This window comes from Nonomuraea sp. NPDC051941 (genome assembly GCF_044593615.1).
The window spans coordinates 22,785-39,918 of the sequence record NZ_JBIUCF010000025.1 but is presented as its reverse complement, the minus strand read 5'-3'; the positions used below and the strand labels follow the sequence as shown (position 1 = coordinate 39,918).

The window sequence follows — 17,134 nt, the reverse complement described above, 5'->3', positions numbered from 1 at the left end:
ACTCCAGCTCCGCCTGTAGCACCCGAGCACCGGCCGTACCACCTTGGCCGCCCCTCGGCGCCGCTGTTCATCCGAGACTCTCCGTTTACCTGCCTGATCACACTCTGCTACTGACGTTTAGTGTCGCGAACCGCTGACACTCTCTTGTCGCTCAACACCTCCGCCGCGCACCTCAATGGTGATCGTCCGGCCCGCCCACACGGGTCCGATCCACATGCTCTGGCTGGGGGAGGCGAGGGCGATGCCGCCGCTGGAGGCTCGGCGATCAGGAACTCCAGAACGGCCAGCCTCAGTTCGTCCGTCGGCCGGCCGTAACCGGGCGGGCCGCTGCCGCGAACCCGGAGCCAGCCAGATGAGCCTGGAACAGATCACCGGAACGCCGGTTCGCCATCTGCATGTATCGGGCCCTCTGATGCCGACTACCTTGAACGCCGTACGCCCACCCGCATCTGGAAGGATGTCCTGGCTCGCGTGCGGCCAAGGCGCTGCCGACTCAAGGGCCGCCGGTCCGGGGGAGACCACGCGGCCCCCTCGACTCGCGTGGTCTCCCCCGGGGCCGGAATCTCCGGGAAGCCGGTCAGAAGTACGGTTTCCAGCCGGCGCTGACAGCGATGGCCGCCCCGAACTGGTTGCCGCCCTTCCCGTTCCAGACAGTCAGTGTCCCCGTCTCGGCGTGCACGGCGCCGATGTCAGGCCGCCCGTCCCCGTTGACGTCCCCCAGCGACATCAAGGTGGCGGCGTACGGCTCCCAGCCGGGCCCGAGTTCGACGGCCGAGGAGAACTCGTTGGCGCCTTCGCCGTTCCAGACGTGCAGCCTGCCGCTGTCGTTCTTGACCGCGAGCAGGTCGCTGATGCCGTCCCCGTTGAAGTCCCCCGCGATGGGTCGGCTGAAGGCCTTCCAGCCTCCGCCAACCGTGACGGCAGCTCCGAACTGGTTGCCGCCCTTGCCGTTCCAGATGGTCAGCGTTCCGGTTCCGGCGTGGACGGCGCCGAGGTCGGTGCGGCCGTCCTCGTTGACGTCCCCGAGTGATATCAAGGTGGTGGCGTACGGCTCCCAGCCGGGCCCGAGTTCGGCGGCTGAGGAGAATTCGTTGGCGCCTTCGCCGTTCCAGACGTGCAGCCTGCCGCTGTCGTTCTTGACCGCGAGCAGGTCGCTGATGCCGTCCCCGTTGAAGTCCCCCGCGATGGGTCGGCTGAAGGCCTTCCAGCCTCCGCCAACCGTGACGGCAGCTCCGAACTGGTTGCCGCCCTTGCCGTTCCAGATGGTCAACGTCCCGGTGGTGGCCGAGAAGAGGTCGCCCACGCCGTCGGCGTCGAAGTCGGGTGTGCCGGACATGCCCGTCCCGGCGTAGTGCGGGTTCTGCGCGTGGGTGAGGGTTTCCCAGCCCAGGAAGTGCGACACCCCGACGGGACGCTTCTGCTCGACCCACTGCGTGGCGTACGGGAAGTCGTCGTACCCGAGACGGTGGTGCAGCGCGTTGTAGCCGACCTCGAAGTGTGCCCCGAGGTCGCGGGTGACCTTGCCGCCGCACAGCCACGACGGCACCGTCCCGCCCAGTTGCAGGCGGGCATGGAGGTCCATCGCGCGGCGCAGCCGGTGTTTGGCCGTGGCGTACAGGTCCACGCCCTGGTGGGCGGCCGTCTCCGCGACGTGGGAGATGGCGGCGAGACCCCAGCCGGTGTGCCAGAAGTCCCGGCAGGTCTCCTGGGTCAGGCCGTCCACGAACGTGGTTTGCCCGTGCCAGTAGTCGATGATCTCGGCTTTGGTGTTGTACGTACTGTTCGGCGGTGCTTTGGGCAGCGAGCCGTCCGTCTTGAGGTAGATGTAGGCGGGCAGCCTGCCGCGCCAGGTCGCGACTGCCCGGTCGAAGGAGGCACGGTCGTCCAGGTGCACGGCGATGCCGATGGCGGCATCCGTCATGATCAGTTCCCAGTTGCCGTTGTTGTTCGGCGCGCCGGCGATCACGGTCGGCAGGTACACGGTGCGGAGCTTGCCGGCGAACCGGCTCGCCTGGGCCCAGCCGGAGTAGGTGTGCTTGATGAGCTCGGCGGCGCGGGAGAAGTTGGCGCCCGCCCAGCCGGTCTGGAGCGGCGCGTTGCTCCCGGTGTGGCTGGTGATCGCGGCTGACCAGGCGTCCATGATCTGGATCGCCTTGTCGGCGTAGCGGGAGTCCTTGGTGAGGTACCACTGCAGGGCGTGCGTGTAGGCCGCCATGGAGTCGTTGCGTTCGTCCGAGCAGCCCTGGTCGGGGTTCGACGACGGGCCGCAGTTCACGACGGCGCGGGGCTTGGCCGTGTAGGACAGCGAGGCGTGGGAACTGCCTCGCAGGGAGTTCCAGGCCGACTTCCAGGGCTCGTTGCCGAGGTTGGCTCTGACGAAGTCGAGCTGAGCTCGGCTGACCAGGACGCTGGGGTGCTTGAACACGGCGGCCTGCGCGGGCTGCGGCACGGATAAGGCAGCGGCCACGAGCACGGCGACGGCGAGAGGACGGGCGAGACGCACGGGTTTCCTTCCGGAGGCAGGGAGGACGCCTATTCCGCCAGTCGCCGGTTCCGGTTGTCAATGTTGTCCGGCCACGAACATAGCCGCGATATACCCGCTGCATACCGCGTGCGGAGTTAAGGAAAATCGCCCCACTGAATTGCCGAAACCTGCCAGCGAACAAATCGGCCGGATCGCTAGAATCCCGGATTCGCTGACGACGGGAGCGTTCGCTTGAGGCTGGAGATCAGGTTGCTCGGCCCGCTGGAGGTCGAGGCCGACGGCAATGCGATCAAGATCATCGGAGAGCGACGGATCGGCGTGCTGGTCCGGCTCGCCCTGAACGCGGGACAGGCCGTACCCGCCGAGTTGCTTCTCTCCGACGTGTGGGCGAGCAGCTCCGCCGCGACCGCCGCCAAGCAGTTGCACATCGTGGTCTCGAAGCTGCGAGAGGCGTTCGCCGCCCACGGCGACGCGGAGGCCATCGAGACCGTTCCCAGTGGTTACCGGCTCGCGATCAAGCGGAATCACGTGGACGTCCACGCCTTCGCCCGCCTGTCCAGGCAGGCCCGCGCCGCCCGTGCGGAAGGCGCCACGGCGACCGCGGACGCGTTGTTCCGCGGCGCGCTGGAGCTGTGGCGGGGGCCGGCGCTGGCCGAGGTGGACGCTCCCTGGGCGAGGATCGAGGCCGAGCGGCTGGAGGCGGAGCGGCTGACCATACTGGAGGACCATGCCGAGCTGCGCCTGGTCGCAGGTGACCATCGAGCCCTGGCCGGCGACCTCGCCGGGCACGTCCGAGGGCACCCCCTGCGGGAGCGTCCTGCCGCCCAGCTCATGCTCGCCCTGTATCGCGACGGGCGGGTGCCCGAGGCGCTCGAGGTCTACCAGCGCCTGCGTCGCGTCGTGGTCGGCGAGCTGGGCATCGAGCCCGGCGCCGAAGTACGCCGGATGCATCAGGCCATCCTCGTCAAGGATCCCGTACTCGACCTGCCTCAGGTGCGGCAGATCACGCCCGCCGCTCCGGCGGAGCTCCCCGCCGATGTCCAGGCGTTCACGGCGCGGACGGCCGAAGTTGAGCGGCTGCGCGCCGACCTGGTGAGCGACGCCGCGGTCACCGTGATCGACGGGCCCGGCGGCATCGGTAAGTCGGCGCTCGCCGTACATGTCGCTCATATCGTCGCCGAGCGCTTCACCGATGGCGTCATCTACGTCAACCTGCATGGTTCCACCGCCGGGCTCGCCCTGCTGGCCCCGATCGAAGCGCTCCGCCACCTGCTGCGCTCCCTGGGGCTGGACGGCGCCGCCGTACCCGCCGGCACCGAGGAGGCCGCCGCCCGCTACCGCTCGCTCACCGCCGCGGGCGACGTGCTGGTCATCCTCGACAACGCGCGCGACGTACGCCAGGTCCGCCCGCTCATCCCGGCCGGGCGGGGCTGCCGCGTCCTGATCACCAGCCGGGATCCGCTGGCCACCCTGAACAACGCCCGGCACCTGCACCTCGGCAGGCTCGACGACGCGAACGCGGCCACGCTGCTCGCCCGGATCGTCGGATCCGGCCGCGTGGACGCCGAGCCGCGGGCGGTGGAGGCGATCGTCCGGCTCTGTGGTGGTTTCCCGCTCGCCCTGCGCATCGCGGGGGCCCGCCTGGCCGCCCGTCCCGACCGGCCGCTCTCCGACCTCGCGGTACGGCTGGCCGATGCCACAAGGCGGCTCGACCTGCTGGAGTACGCGGACCTGGCCGTACGCGCCGGCATCGCGGTCAGCCACCAGCAACTGCGCGAGGAACCGGCAGGTCAGGACGCGGCGCACCTGCTCTGCCTGCTCGGCCTGCTGGATCTGCCCGTGTACACGCCCGTCACCACGGCCGCCCTGGCCGGCTGGTCCGAGCATCGCGCCGAGACCGCCCTGGAACACCTGCTGGACGCCCGCCTGCTCGAACCCGCAGGATCTGGACGCTACCAGTTCCACGACCTCGTCGGGCTGTACGCGCGGGAGCAGGACGTCACCGAGGAGGAGCGGGCGAGCGCGGTCAGGCGCGTGCTGCACCACTACCTGGGCACCGCGCAACGCGCCGCCGGCGTGATGAACAGCAGCAACGCGCGGGCCGCCGTGTTCGCCCTCGAGCAGGCGGGAGAGGAGATCACCACCCTGGAGGCCGCCAACGACTGGCTCGACCGCGAGCGGCACAACCTGCCGGCCGCGGTGCGGCAGGCGGCGCGGGAGGCCGACCGCTCGGCGGCGGGGCTCGCCGACGCGACCTTCTGGCTGTTCAACCGCCGGGGCTGGTTCGCCGAGGTCATCGGGGTGAGTGAGGAGGCGCTGCGGGTGGCCAGGGACGAGGAGGACTGGGTCTCCCAGGCCTGCCTGTTGCAGGGGCTCGCCTCCGTCCACCAGCAGCTTGGGCGTTTCCAGGAGTCGGTGTCCTTCATGGAGGAGGGTCTGGCCTGCTGGGACCGGGCGGGACTGCTCGACAGGAAGGCGGGGATCCTCAACGACCTCGGCGTCACGTACACCGTCATGGGCCGCTGTGACGACGCGCTCGCCGCGCTGGCGAACGTCCTCGCCATCACCGAGCGGACGGGACGCAGGGACCACGAGGCCGCCGTCCGCAACAACCGGGCTCAAGTCTTCAACCGCCAGGGGAGATATGACGAGGCCACGGAGGAGGCGCGGCGTGCCCTGGCCCTCATGGAGGAGCACGGCGACACCGGTGGCATCGGCCTCGTCTGCGACACGCTCGCCGACGTCCTGCGAGCCCACGGCCTCCTCGGCGAGGCGGTCGAGGCGTACTGGCGGGCGATCGGGCTCCAGCGCGAGGCGGGCTACACCATGGGCGTCGCCGTGTCCCATTGGTGGCTCGGCCACACCTTGAACGACCTGGGTCGGCACGAGGAGGGCAGGGAGTCCTGGCGGGTGTCGCTGCGGCTCCTGCGCGAGGCCCGGCTGCTCACTCCCGGAGAGGAGGCCCGCTACCTCGCACAGCCGGTCCCGGACACGCCGGAAGCGATCAGGAACCAACTGTGACCAGCCGGCCCGCGGTGGCCTTGGCGTAGTGGAACACCTCGGGCGGGAGCGGGTGGCACCGGCCTGCGCCCAGGCCACGGACCTCGCGCGAGTGCGCTCGTCCAGACGGCCAAGCAGCGGTACGGCGTGGTCGACATCCTGGTCGACCACGCCGCGGTCACCTACTTCACGCCGGTGGAGTGGCGCGGGGAGCGGTGGATCAGGCGTTGTAGGTGGCTATGCCAAGGGTGTAGCGGGAACTCGTCTTCACGATTCGCCCGGTGTACTGGCAGCTTGAGTCCAGCGGAGCGGCGGCGGTGTAGGTCGTCGTGTTGATGTCTTTGATCTTCGTGCCGCTGCCGAGCTTGCATCCGATCCCGGCGACCGTGAACTGGAGCTCATATCCGCTGTTGAGCTTCGACGACGGGCTGGCGACGCGTCCCCAGACGTACCACTTGCCGTTGTACTTGCCCTTACGGACTTGGAGGGTGCCGTCGTTCGGCCCGGTCGCGCCGATCCGGACGTCGTCGTACGCCGGGGTCGAGACGCTGGTGGCGTTGCTGGGCGCGCTGCTGTTCCAAGAGATCGCGGAAGCGGAGGTGGCGAGGAGGATCGTCACCGCCGTTCCCGTGGCTCCGACGAACGCCGCGTTCCGCAGGATATTTGCCAGTCGCATAGTGCCCTCTCATATGGGGTGATTCGTACTTGGATGAAGGACGTTAGTGAGAGGGGGTATGTCGGGAGTATGTTCCGCGGGGGATCGGTTTTCACCACCTGCCCGGCCTGATGAGACGACATACCGGCGCCATACCGTCGTTTCCTACTCTGCCGCCGTGCAAAGACCTACGACCCGGACACCGATCGGCGCGGGCAGAGCGCTTCGCCTACGTATTCTCGTCGCGGCGGCCCTGGGCGCCTCGACGGTGTGCCTTCCGAACCCGGCCACGGCGAGTTCCGCCGGCCTGAGCGCCTACGACGCGCTGGTGCTCTCGCACGGCCCGGTCGCCTATTGGCGACTGTCGAACCCCTCAGACGGTGCGGAGAGCGACCGCACCGGCAACGGCCATAAGGGGACCTTCCACGGCGTCACCAGCACGGTCCGCCTGCCCAATCAGGACGGCGCCGCCGTCTTCAACGGCTCGTCCGGATATTTCGAGATTCCCACCGCCAAGCAGTTCCATATCTCCACCACGGGCGCCTTCACCATGGAGGCGTGGATCAGGCCGCACACTCTCCAGTTCGCCGACGAGGAACAGGCCGGCTACGTCTACTTCATGGGCAAGGGCACGAAGTCGGGCAGCGGCGGCGATCGCGAGTGGGCGGGTCGCATGTACTCGAAGGAGAATGAGGAGAACCGGCCCAACCGCATCTCCGGCTACGCGTGGAACCTCGACGGCGGCTTCGGCGCCGGGGCGTACGTCCAGCAGCCGGTCAAGGTCAACGAGTGGATCCACTACGCCGTCACGTTCGACACCTCGGAGGGAGCGTACGGCAAGGTGCGGATCTACCGCGACGGCGTGCTGGCGGGCACGGACAACCTGGCCTACCGCCCAGGCACGGACGACGAGGTCGTCATTAAGCCCAAGCCGGGTCCGGCACCCGTCCGGGTCGGCACCCGCGACGGGGCGTCCTACTTTAAGGGGGCGATCGGAAAGTTCGCGCTCTACAACCGCGAACTCTCGGGAGCGGAACTACGCTCGCACTACGCCGCGATGACCGGACCGGCCACGCCGGACTTCAACTCCGACGGCGTGGGCGACATCTTCTCGGCCGCCACTGGGACGCTGACCGTCTGGAATGGTCAAGGCGGCAACAAGTTCGGGCCCGCCACCACGATCGGCGGCGGCTGGGCCGCCTTCAGCCGGCCGATCGCGGGGGACGTCAATGCCGACGGCACCAGCGATCTACTCGCGGTCAAGACGGATACCGGCACGCTGCACGTGTGGAACGGCGAAGGGGGCAACGAGTTCGGCCCGGCCATCGAGCTCGGTCCGGGCTGGGAGCCGTACGCGAGCACGTTGATGTCGCTGGGAGACGTGAACCAGGACGGTCACACCGACATAGGCGCCGTGCACGCCGAGACCGGCACCTTGACCGTCTGGAACGGCAAGGGGGCCGACAAGTTCGGCCCGGCCACCACGATCGGCGGCGGCTGGGCCGCCTTCAGCCGGCCGATCGCGGGCGACGTGAACGGCGACGGCATCGGAGACCTGCTCGCGGTCAAGAAGGTCACAGGCACGCTGCACGTGTGGAACGGCGAGGGGGCCAACGAGTTCGGCCCGGCCATCGAGCTCGGTCCGGGCTGGGAGCCGTACGCGAGCACGTTGATGTCGCTGGGAGACGTGAACCAGGACGGTCACACCGACATCGCGGCCACGCGTGACGGCACGCTGTACATCTGGAACGGCAAGGGCGGCAACAAGTTCGGCCCTGGCACCCCCATCGGCCCCGGCTGGACACCATATTTCTGAAGAGCGGGAGAAGCCGCCACGGAGTCGTCGCGTCGCCGTGCTGACGCGCCTGGCGCTGGACGCCGGCCGGCCCGTCACGACGCGTCAACTCGTCGCCGACGTCTGGGGGCAGGCCTCGACCACCACGGTCGGCAAGCAGCTCCACATCGTGGTGTCGAAGCTGCGTGACGCGCTCACCCCCGGCACCATCGTGACCGTGCCCGGCGGCTACCTGCTGGACCTGCCGCGCGACCAGGTCGACGCGCACAACTTCACGCTGCTGGCCGGCGTCGAGTCCAGGCGCCTGGAGGAGGAACGCCTGGCCGTTTTCGAGGACCACATCGATCTACGGCTGGCCGCGGGTGACCATCACGCGGTGGTGGCCGACCTCGCTCCGCACGTGCAGGCCCACCCGCTACGGCAGGGACCGCGCGCCCAGCTCATGCTGGCGCTCTACCGGACGGCCCGGCCGGCCGAAGCACTCACGGTCTACCAGGAGGGGCACACCGCCATGGTAGAGGAGCTCGGCCTCGAGCCGGGCGCGCGGCTACGCCGGCTGCAGGACGCCATCCTCACCAGGGACCCCGTACTCGACCTCGCCGCACTGGCGCAGTCCGGCACGATGTCCCCGCCGAGCTGCCCGCCGACACCCGGTCGTTCACCGCCAGGCAGGAGGAGGTGAAGTGGCTGCGTGAGGCGCTGCTGCACGCGGACGTGGCCGTCATCGACGGGCCCGGCGGCGTGGGCAAGTCGGCCCTCGCCGTTCATGTCGCGCACACGATATCCGGACGGTTCCTCGACGGCATCATCTACGTCAACCTGAACGGTGCCACCCCGGGCTGCAGCCCCTGCCCGTGCTCGACGGTCTGGGCCACCTGTTGCGGTCGCTGGGGCTGGACGGCTCCGCCGTACCGGCCGATGTGGAAGGGGGCGGTCGCCCGCTCCGCTACCGGTCGCTCACCGCGGCGAGCGAGTTGCTCGTCATCCTCGACAACGCGCCCGACGCCCACCAAATACGGCCGCTCGTCCGGGCGGGCGCGCGCTGCCGGGCCGTCATCACCAGCCGCGCCGCCCTGACCACGCTCGGCGGCGTCCATCACCTGCACCTGACCGGGCTCGGCGACGTTCGTCATCTGCACCTGGCCGGGCTCGTCGACCGGGATGCCGTCACGCTGCTCTCCAGGATCGCCGGTCCCGACCGCGTCCAGCGCGAGCCGGAGGCCGCCGCGGAAATCGCCGGGCTGTGCGGTGGTTTCCCCTGGCCGTCCGGGGTCGCCGGCGCGCGCTTGGCGGCGCGGCCCGACTGGCGGCTGGCCGACCTCGCTGACCGTCTGGCCGACGCCACCCGGCGCCTGGACGCACTGCAGTACGACGACCTGGCGGTACGCGCCAGCATCGCGGTCAGCCACCGGCACCTGCGCGAGGAGCCCAGCGGCCACGACGCCGCGTACGTTCTCCCGCTCCTGGGCCTGCTCGACACGCCGACCCACACCCTGGCCGCCCCGGCCGGCTGGCCCGGGTCACGGGCGGAGGCGGCTCTCGAACTACTCCGCGACGCCCGGCTCCTGGAAGCAGTGGGCCGCGACCGGTACCGCTTCCACGACCTCATCCGCCTGTACGCCAGAGAGCAGGCCGCCGGCGAGCTGTCCGAGGTGGAACGCGCGGCCGCGCTCCGCCGCGGGTTCCGGGGTTCCACCACTACCTGGCCACGGTCAACACCGCCACACAGCACGTGTACCCCCAGGTTCAGGAGCCCTATTACAGGGCGGAGCAGCCCGGCGTCGCGCTCGCCGACGCACGGGAGGCCGGTGAGTGGACCGAGGCGGAGCGGGACAACCTCCCTGCCGTGACCCATCAGGCGATCGAGTCCGCCGACCCGCCCGTCGCCATCGGACTGGCCCTGGGACTGCACATGCCGTTCAACTACCGCGGATGGGTCACGTACCTGGCCGACGTCCACCTGAACGCGATCGCGGTGGCCGCGCGGTGCGGCGACTGGGCCGGTCAGGCGCAGGCGGGGAACTACCTTGGGAGGGCGGCTCGGGCCATCGCAGCCGCCTACGACCCCGGGGGCATCGCCGTCTGGCAGAACAACGGAGCGCCCGCGCACCAGACCGTCCCCCATGTTCACTTCCATGTCGCCGGCACTCTGCCCGACGGCGGCACGCGGTGGGGCGAGGTCCCTCGTCTGGACCTCGATGAGACCGACGGGATCGCCAAGCGCCTCAGCCTTCATCTCTGAGCTGGCCCGCCTGGCGATGACATTCCGTGCGCCCTGAAGTGGCGCCTCCACCCTCCGTGCTCGCCGCCATACCGTGACCGGCTTGCGCTCTTGGCGGCCGAGCCGAGGGGCCGCTCAAGTGGCGCTGACGCTCCTGCGCGAAGCCGGACACCGCATCGGCCACGCCGTCTTTTCGGACCTGCGGGCGCCTTCGGTACCCGACGTCGGGTCGCTTGCGCTTTCCGCCTCCTGCGGCTCTGACCGAGGCATTGCCGCAACATACCAGGCCTATACCGCCTAAACCTACTCTCGAGTAGCGCTTCGACAGAGCACGACGGAGTCTCCTCCGCGTGTCAAGCCTTCCGAACCTTGTGTGAAAGGAACGACGTGCTGAAAACGCGCTTAGCACACGCGGCCATGCTCCTGACCGTCTTTGCCGGTGGCATGGTCGCGACATCGGCTCCCGCCGCAGCAGCCCCGAACTACCAGCTGCCCTTCCCCTGCGGTCAGAAGTGGCGGCTGAACACCTGGGACTCCTCGCACGCCCCCGCCCTGGACATGGTCCGTGAGCCGCAATCGGGCACCGAGGGCTCGCCGCTGGTCGCGCCGGCGTCCGGCACGGTGAACCAGTCGTACTACCACAGCAACGCCGGCAACATGATCCAGATCAACCATGGTGGCGGCCACTTCACCACCTACGTTCACCTGCAGTCGCGCGCCGTGAGCGTGGGCGAGAGAGTCACGCAGGGACAGACCATCGGGCGGGTGGGGCACACGGGTCCCACCTCGAACGGAACCCCGCACCTGCACTTCGAGCAGGGCTATGACGCCGACGGAGACGGGGCCGTCTCCTGGGGTTTCGAGGGCGCTGAGCGCGTCACGGCCAGGTTCGACGGCAAGGCATACGGCCCCGCCCCCGGCGGCGAGTGGCGCAACGTGGAGAGCCGGAACGGCTGCAGCAACCGTATCGGCGCGGATTTCAATGCTGACGGTATCGGCGACATCTTCTCCGAAACCACCGGCACGTTGAACATCTGGAACGGCAAGGGCAACAACAACTTCGCCACCCGGCAGGAGATCGGCGGCGGCTGGTCGGCCTTCAGCAAGCCGGTCGCGGGAGATTTCAACGGTGACGGCGTCAGCGATCTGGCCGCCATCAAGAACGGCAGCACGCTGCATATCTGGAACGGTGAGGGCGGTAACGAGTTCGGTCCCGCGGTCGAGATCGGTGGTGGCTGGGCGCCCTACGATGGCACGCTCACGTCTCTCGGCGATGTCAACCAGGACGGCCACGACGACATCGCGGCCATCACCGATGGCACCTTGTACGTCTGGAACGGCGAAGGCGGTAACAAGTTCGGCCCCGCCACCCGCGTCGGCGGCGGCTGGTCGGCCTTTAGCAAGCCGGTCGCGGGAGATTTCAACGGTGACGGCATCGGCGATCTGGCCGCCATCAAGAACGGCAGCACGCTGCATATCTGGAACGGTGAGGGCGGTAACGAGTTCGGTCCCGCGGTCGAGATCGGTGGTGGCTGGGCGCCTTACGATGGCACGCTCACGTCTCTGGGTGATGTCAACCAGGACGGCCATGACGACATCGCGGCCATGACCGGTGGCACCTTGTACGTCTGGAACGGCGAGGGCGGCAACAAGTTCGGGCCCGCGACCGCCATCGGCCCCGGCTGGACCCCCTACTTCTGACCCGCAGTCCGCCGCCGGACAGCTCCGAAGGCAGAAGCGGGGGGGGGGGGCCCCCCCCGGGGGGGGGGGGCGCCGGGGGGGCGGGCGGGGGGGGGGGGGTTTGGGGGGGGGGGGGGGGGGGGGCCCGGCGGCCCCCCCCCCCCCGCCCCCCCCCCCCCCCCCCCCCACCCCCCCTACCCCACCCGGCCCCGGCCCCCCCCCCCGCCCCGCTTCGATCCATCCGGGGACCGTCCTTGTGTCTGCGTTGTCGCGCTGCAGTGTCCTGGGGCCCACGGAAGCGACCGAGCACTGGAGCGAATCCCTCGGACGTCAGTACGCGCATCCGGCACGAAAGGTCGACGCGGCGGCCGACCTGCTGTGCCGTGGGAGAGGCTGATGCCATCGGGGATGGCACGAGGGCCGGAACGCTGGCGCAACGCACCTTGCTCGGAATACTTTTGGGCCGGGTGAACCACCGGATCAGCATGGCGGAGATCGTCGACATCATGTGGGGGAGAGCCCTCCGCCCACGGCGGTGAACGTCATGCAGCAGTACATCGGATCACTGCGCAGACTGTTCGAACCCGAATTGGGCCCCCTCGTCCAGGGCAGATGGCTGACGCGACTCGGTGACGGCTAGCAGCTGTCGTTGACCGAGGACGCACTTGACCTCATGCGCTTCCTGCTCCCCAGCCGCTGGACCCGGACAAGCCTCGACCCGAGCGCGGCGGTCCTCCCATACCCGAAAACACGCCCCCACCAGCAGAAACGGCTGTCGTCGAGGAATTGGACCCAAAAATGATCAACGAAATTCACGCGGTGGATCCAAGCTGAGGAGCGGTATGGTCGCTCTCCTTTGGCTGGAGGGCCCTACAGGCCGCTGTACTCGCTGTTCTCCACAAATGCTCACCTACGGGTTGAATCGCACCGATGGGGTTGTCGGCAGAGGGACCGTCGAGTGACGAAGGAGTAGAACGGCCCAGCGAGAGCAGTGGACAACAGCGCCATCGTCACCAGGTTCAGGTAAAGCTTCGACGTGAGAATTCCGGCCTCGCGTCCTGCCTGCAGCACCACCAACTCGGTCAACCCGCGGGTGTTCAACAAGGCTGCGGCGCGCATCGCGTCCCGAGATGTTCGGCCGCCCAGCAGCGCTCCGGCATAGGACCCGAGCGTCTTACTGTATACGGCGACGGCAGTGATCAGTGCGGCCATCAGCCATGGCATGGCATTGTCCCTACCAATAATGTCATCCGTGCAGGTCATCGGGCTCCCCTGACCGCGACCGACATGCGCCGGCTCTGGCGTTCGAAAGGGGCAGGGCAACGGCAGGATGATCACTTGTGCTTCTTCGCCTGGCCTACCTGGCCGTCACGAACGTCTTTGCCGCGCTGAGGTTGTTGCCGCTGGGCGATCGGGACAAGGACGTCGAGATTCTTGCCTTGCGTCACCAGATCACCGTTCTTGAACGGCAGCTCGGCGCGGACACCAGGGTGAGGTTTGCTCCCGAGGACCGAGCCTTCCTCGCCGCGCTCCTGTCATCGTTGCCCCGCGAGGTCTTGTGCTGGCTGCGGCTCCTCGTTCGCCCGGACACCGTCCTGCGCTGGCGCCGCGATCTGCTCAAGCAGCGGCACGCCCGCACCTGTCGGCCGAAACGACCTGGGCGTCCGCCCACCGTGCGGTCCATCCGCCTGCTCGTTCTGCGGTTGGTCCGGGAGAACCCCTCGTGGGGGTACCGCCGGGCGCACGGTGAACTCGCGACCCTCGGCATCAAGGTTGCGCCCTCCACCGTCTGGGAGATCCTCAAACAGGAAGGCATAGACCCGTCCCCTGACCGGATGTCGGTCACGTGGGCAGACTTTCTGCGGTCGCAAGCCGATGCGCTCCTGGCCTGCGACTTCATCGAGACCATCACCTTGAACGGGCAGCGCCAGTACATTCTGGCGGTCATCGAGCACGCAAGTCGGCGCATCCGCGTGCTGGGCACCACCGCCCACCCAACCGCCGCCTGGGTCACCCAGGCGATCAGGAATCTCGTCATGGATCTGGAGGAAGCAGGCTGCCGGGCGCGCTTCTTGATCCACGACCGGGACGGGAAGTTCCCGGCCCCGACGGAGGAACTCCTCGCCGACGTCGGCATCCAAACCGTGCTCACCAGTATCCGGATGCCGCGGATGAACGCGGTCATGGAGCGATGGGTGCAGTCGTGCCGTCGAGAGCTCCTGGATCGATGCCTGCTCTGGAACGAGCGCCATCTGCGGCATGCCTTGCGCGAGTATGAGGAGTTCTACAACCGGCACCGGGCCCATCAAGCCCTGGACCAGGCGGCTCCACTCCGCGCCGTCCCCGATCCGATCACTGATCCAGCCGGAATCGTCGACCTGAAGGTTCGCCGACGAGATCGGCTCGGCGGAGTACTCCACGAATACTCACATGCTGCTTGAGCTGGGTGGATGAGGTTTTCGGCAGGCGCACGTCCGGAGCGGTGCGGGGGCGCCGTCGTCGCGTCCGGCCGCGTAGGAGCCGAGCGCGGGAGGGGCGATCAGGACCAGGGCGAACACCGGCACGGCGAGCAGCCAAGCCACGCGATGGCCGTGCCCGGCCCCGTGCGCGTCGGCCCGGCCGAGCCATTCCTGGGCGACGGACGCCAGCCCGAGGGCTGCCAGCACCACGCCGGCCGCGATGATGAGCGGCCGGAAGCCGGGTCTGACGTAGTTGACGTACGTCGCGGAGAAGGCGGAGATGCTCAGCAACGTCGCGCCGAGCGTCAGCAGGAGGGCCCCCTGCGTCTGACGCCTCACAGCATCACCCAGCCCGCGACGAAGCTGACGCCGATCGCCAGCGCGAGCGTGAGAGGAGCGAAGCGCCACGCGAACGCGCGGCCGAAGGTGCCCGCCTGGAGCGCGATGAGCTTCAGGTCGACCATCGGCCCCACCGCGAGGAACACCAGCTTGGCCGTCGGGGAGAACGCGGTGAGCGAGGCGGCCACGAACGCGTCGGCCTCCGAGCAGATCGACAGCAGCACCGCCAGGAACGCCAGCACCAGCACCGACATCACTGGCACTCCGGCCACCGCGGTCAGCCACGCGCGGGGGATCGCCACGTTCAGCGTCGCTGCCGCCAGGGCGCCGACGACCAGGAACCCGCCGGCGTGCATCAGGTCGTGCCGCATCGCGTCCAGGAAGGCGCTCCACCTGCCCTGCCCGTGCGCGACCGGGTGGCGAGGGGTCGGGAGCCAAGCGGCCCGCCCGAACCGGGCCCAGATCCACCCGGCCAGCACGGCCACTGTCAATGAGGCGCCGAACCGCGCGACCACCATCGCGGGGTCGTCGGGGAAGGCCACCGCGGTGGCCACCAGCACCACCGGGTTGATCGCCGGCGAGGCCAGCAGGAACGCCAGCGCCGCGGGCGGCGCCACACCCCGAGCCATCAGCCCCGAGGCCACCGGCACCGACGCGCACTCGCAACCGGGCAGCACCGCACCGGCCACTCCGGCCACCGGCACCGCCGCGTAGGTGCGGCGGGGCAGCGCCCGGGTCCAGAACGACGCGGGCACGAACGCGGTGATGGCCGCCGACAGCGCCACCCCGAACACCAGGAACGGCAGCGCCTGCACGCACACCGCCACGAACACCGTCGCCCAGGTCTGCAGCGCCGGAGCCGTCAGATACGGCGCCAGCAGGAACCGGCCCGCCGCCAGCAAGGCCACCAGGACGATGAACGCCCATGGCAACCGGATCCCGCCGGCGTCCCGGCCCTGCCCGGCATGGGGCGCGAGGTGGTCCGTCGCGCTCGTCTCGGTCACCGCCCTCCCCGCCCGTGCTGGCAGCAGAGTAGCGGTTCACGCTGCGACGACAGAGCCGTTTTGGCCGCTTTTGGAGGGTGCGGCGGCTGGGTCAGGCGTCGGGCCGGGAGGTGTAGGGGAGCAGGGCCATCTCGCGGGCGTTCTTGATGGCCTTGGCGATCTGGCGCTGTTGCTGCACGGTGACGCCGGTGACGCGGCGGCTGCGGATCTTGCCCCGGTCGGAGACGAACTTGCGCAGCAGGTTGGTGTCCTTGTAGTCGATGCGGTCGACGTACAGGAGCGGGTTGGGCTTCTTGCGCGGGGTGCGGCGGTTCTTCATACGTTCTCCTTGATGGTGAGGATGGGGGCGAACGGGTCGTCGTAGCCGGCCCAGGCGTCCGGGCCTGCTGCTTCCTCCTCCTGGGTGAGCAGGCAGGAGTCGAGCAGGGCGCGGAAGCGGGCGGGGTCGAGGTCGGGGCCGGTGAAGACGAGGTGCTGGATACGGTCGCCGCGCTCGGGGTGCCAGTCCAGGGCGGCGGCGAGGCGGCGGGCGGGGGAGACCAGGTCCCAGGCGGCTTCGGGCAGGGCGGCCAGCCAGGGGCCGGCGTCCTCGACAGAGACGATGCCGGCGACGGCGTCCCAGGCCAGCAGTTGGCCGGGCCGGGTGGCCAGCCAGAAGCGGCCACGTGAGCGTACGGACTCGGTGACCAACTCGTCGATGGCCTCGAACAGGCGGGCCGGATGCAGCGGGCGGCGGCTGCGCCAGACGGCGGTGACGATCTCGCCGGTCTGGGCGTCGCAGGGCAGTTGGGCGGTGGCCGGGTCGACGCGTTCGGCCAGCTCGCCGGTGCACACGGCGGCGCCGGTGACCGGCGGCAGGCAGGAGACGGTGTGGATCGGGGTGACGGGGGCGAGGTGGGCGAGGATGGCGCGGGACAGTTCGTGGTCGTCTTCGTCGCCGCCGTGCAGGGTCAGGCCGGTGGGGTATTCGAGCTGGCGGGCCAGGACCTCGGCCAGATAGCGCTGGTCGCCGGCGGCTGCGGGTTTGCCTACCTCGATGAGACGTTCGCCGCGGGTGATGTCGTCGGGCATGGCCTCGGCGTCCAGCGCGGTGAGTACGGCGGTGAGCCGCAGGATGTCCCGGGCTTCGGCGCAGTCGACGGCCTCGGCCACCGATCGGGGCTCTACCGAGTCCCACAGGTCCGCGATCAGCAATGGTGCGCCGGGCGCCAGCAGGACGAGCTGGGGCAGCAGGTCTTCGCGCACGGTGCAGGTGACGCAGCCGTGCGCGAGCCGCACGTCGGCCGTGTCCAGCACGCGGGTCACATCGCGGACGCTGCGCCGCACGTGTCCCCGGGCGACGTCGCTCAGGTCGTGGTGGATGGCGAGCGATCCCGGGTGCTCGGCGAGCAGCCGCTGGACGGTGGCGGCGCGGGACGTGCCGTGCAGGCCCGCGACGAGGACGACGGGGGTGGACACTGACGCCTCCAGGAGTTGAAGTGAAAACCGTTTTCGTT

14 protein-coding genes are annotated in these 17,134 nt (G+C 69.5%); 7 read left to right on the top strand and 7 right to left on the bottom strand.

Annotated elements, in window-relative coordinates:
- Positions 1 to 577: 577 nt before the first annotated feature.
- On the bottom strand, positions 578 to 2,503 hold the full coding sequence (locus tag ACIHFD_RS35870; protein ID WP_397370737.1) for an FG-GAP-like repeat-containing protein: 1,926 nt from the start codon (positions 2,501 to 2,503) through the stop codon (positions 578 to 580).
- A 213-nt stretch (positions 2,504 to 2,716) separates the two neighbouring features.
- On the opposite strand from ACIHFD_RS35870, the gene ACIHFD_RS35865 reads away from it, so the two are divergent.
- Positions 2,717 to 5,506 carry a BTAD domain-containing putative transcriptional regulator gene (locus ACIHFD_RS35865; protein WP_397370736.1) on the top strand — a complete coding sequence of 930 codons (2,790 nt, stop codon included), beginning with the start codon at positions 2,717 to 2,719 and terminating at the stop codon, positions 5,504 to 5,506.
- Positions 5,507 to 5,705: 199 nt separating this feature from the next.
- On the opposite strand, the gene ACIHFD_RS35860 is transcribed toward ACIHFD_RS35865, so the two are convergent.
- A complete protein-coding gene (locus ACIHFD_RS35860; RefSeq protein ID WP_397370734.1) occupies positions 5,706 to 6,161 on the bottom strand; it encodes a hypothetical protein in 456 nt (151 codons plus the stop codon).
- Positions 6,162 to 6,318: 157 nt separating this feature from the next.
- Between ACIHFD_RS35860 and ACIHFD_RS35855 the strand changes: the two genes are divergently transcribed.
- The 5 genes from ACIHFD_RS35855 (at position 6,319) to ACIHFD_RS35835 (ending at position 11,857) form a co-directional block, all read left to right on the top strand.
- Positions 6,319 to 7,956, top strand: coding sequence for an FG-GAP-like repeat-containing protein (locus tag ACIHFD_RS35855; protein WP_397370733.1), 1,638 nt, complete (start codon positions 6,319 to 6,321; stop codon positions 7,954 to 7,956).
- Between the two features lie 37 nt (positions 7,957 to 7,993).
- On the top strand, positions 7,994 to 8,617 hold the full coding sequence (locus tag ACIHFD_RS35850) for a BTAD domain-containing putative transcriptional regulator (protein ID WP_397370732.1): 624 nt from the start codon (positions 7,994 to 7,996) through the stop codon (positions 8,615 to 8,617).
- Positions 8,618 to 8,789: 172 nt separating this feature from the next.
- On the top strand, positions 8,790 to 9,785 hold the full coding sequence (locus ACIHFD_RS35845) for a hypothetical protein (protein ID WP_397370731.1): 996 nt from the start codon (positions 8,790 to 8,792) through the stop codon (positions 9,783 to 9,785).
- Entirely contained in the window at positions 9,782 to 10,177 is a 396-nt protein-coding gene (locus ACIHFD_RS35840) for an HIT family protein (protein ID WP_397370730.1), read from the top strand. The genes ACIHFD_RS35845 and ACIHFD_RS35840 overlap by 4 nt, the downstream gene beginning before the upstream one ends.
- A 396-nt stretch (positions 10,178 to 10,573) precedes the next feature.
- Entirely contained in the window at positions 10,574 to 11,857 is a 1,284-nt protein-coding gene (locus ACIHFD_RS35835) for an FG-GAP-like repeat-containing protein (protein WP_397370729.1), read from the top strand.
- Between the two features lie 885 nt (positions 11,858 to 12,742).
- Here the strand turns inward: ACIHFD_RS35835 and ACIHFD_RS35830 are convergent.
- Positions 12,743 to 13,174, bottom strand: coding sequence for a cation:proton antiporter (locus tag ACIHFD_RS35830; RefSeq protein ID WP_397370728.1), 432 nt, complete (start codon positions 13,172 to 13,174; stop codon positions 12,743 to 12,745).
- 2 nt (positions 13,175 to 13,176) lie between these two features.
- Here ACIHFD_RS35830 and ACIHFD_RS35825 point away from each other — a divergent pair, with 2 nt between their 5' ends.
- A complete protein-coding gene (locus ACIHFD_RS35825; protein WP_397370727.1) occupies positions 13,177 to 14,277 on the top strand; it encodes an integrase core domain-containing protein in 1,101 nt (366 codons plus the stop codon).
- Here the strand turns inward: ACIHFD_RS35825 and ACIHFD_RS35820 are convergent.
- From ACIHFD_RS35820 to ACIHFD_RS35805, 4 genes are all read right to left on the bottom strand, one after another.
- Positions 14,263 to 14,634 carry a hypothetical protein gene (locus ACIHFD_RS35820; protein ID WP_397370726.1) on the bottom strand — a complete coding sequence of 124 codons (372 nt, stop codon included), beginning with the start codon at positions 14,632 to 14,634 and terminating at the stop codon, positions 14,263 to 14,265. The two genes, ACIHFD_RS35825 and ACIHFD_RS35820, sit on opposite strands and share 15 nt — an antisense overlap.
- Positions 14,631 to 15,638: a permease gene (locus tag ACIHFD_RS35815; RefSeq protein ID WP_397370725.1), complete on the bottom strand. Its 1,008-nt coding sequence runs from the start codon at positions 15,636 to 15,638 to the stop codon at positions 14,631 to 14,633. The genes ACIHFD_RS35820 and ACIHFD_RS35815 overlap by 4 nt, the downstream gene beginning before the upstream one ends.
- Positions 15,639 to 15,729: 91 nt before the next feature.
- Positions 15,730 to 15,957, bottom strand: a complete 228-nt coding sequence (rpsR, locus tag ACIHFD_RS35810) for a 30S ribosomal protein S18 (protein WP_185074864.1) — start codon at positions 15,955 to 15,957, stop codon at positions 15,730 to 15,732.
- Positions 15,954 to 17,096 carry a CobW family GTP-binding protein gene (locus tag ACIHFD_RS35805; RefSeq protein WP_397370724.1) on the bottom strand — a complete coding sequence of 381 codons (1,143 nt, stop codon included), beginning with the start codon at positions 17,094 to 17,096 and terminating at the stop codon, positions 15,954 to 15,956. Before ACIHFD_RS35805 ends, rpsR begins: the two co-directional genes overlap by 4 nt.
- Between the last annotated feature and the right edge of the window lie 38 nt (positions 17,097 to 17,134).

What these genes read in the sequence shown, in the direction of transcription:
- ACIHFD_RS35860 (WP_397370734.1), bottom strand. Translation starts at nt 6,161, where the DNA reads ATGCGACTGGCAAATATCCTGCGGAACGCGGCGTTCGTCGGAGCCACG.
- rpsR (WP_185074864.1), bottom strand. Translation starts at nt 15,957, where the DNA reads ATGAAGAACCGCCGCACCCCGCGCAAGAAGCCCAACCCGCTCCTGTAC.
- ACIHFD_RS35835 (WP_397370729.1), top strand. Translation starts at nt 10,574, where the DNA reads ATGCTCCTGACCGTCTTTGCCGGTGGCATGGTCGCGACATCGGCTCCC.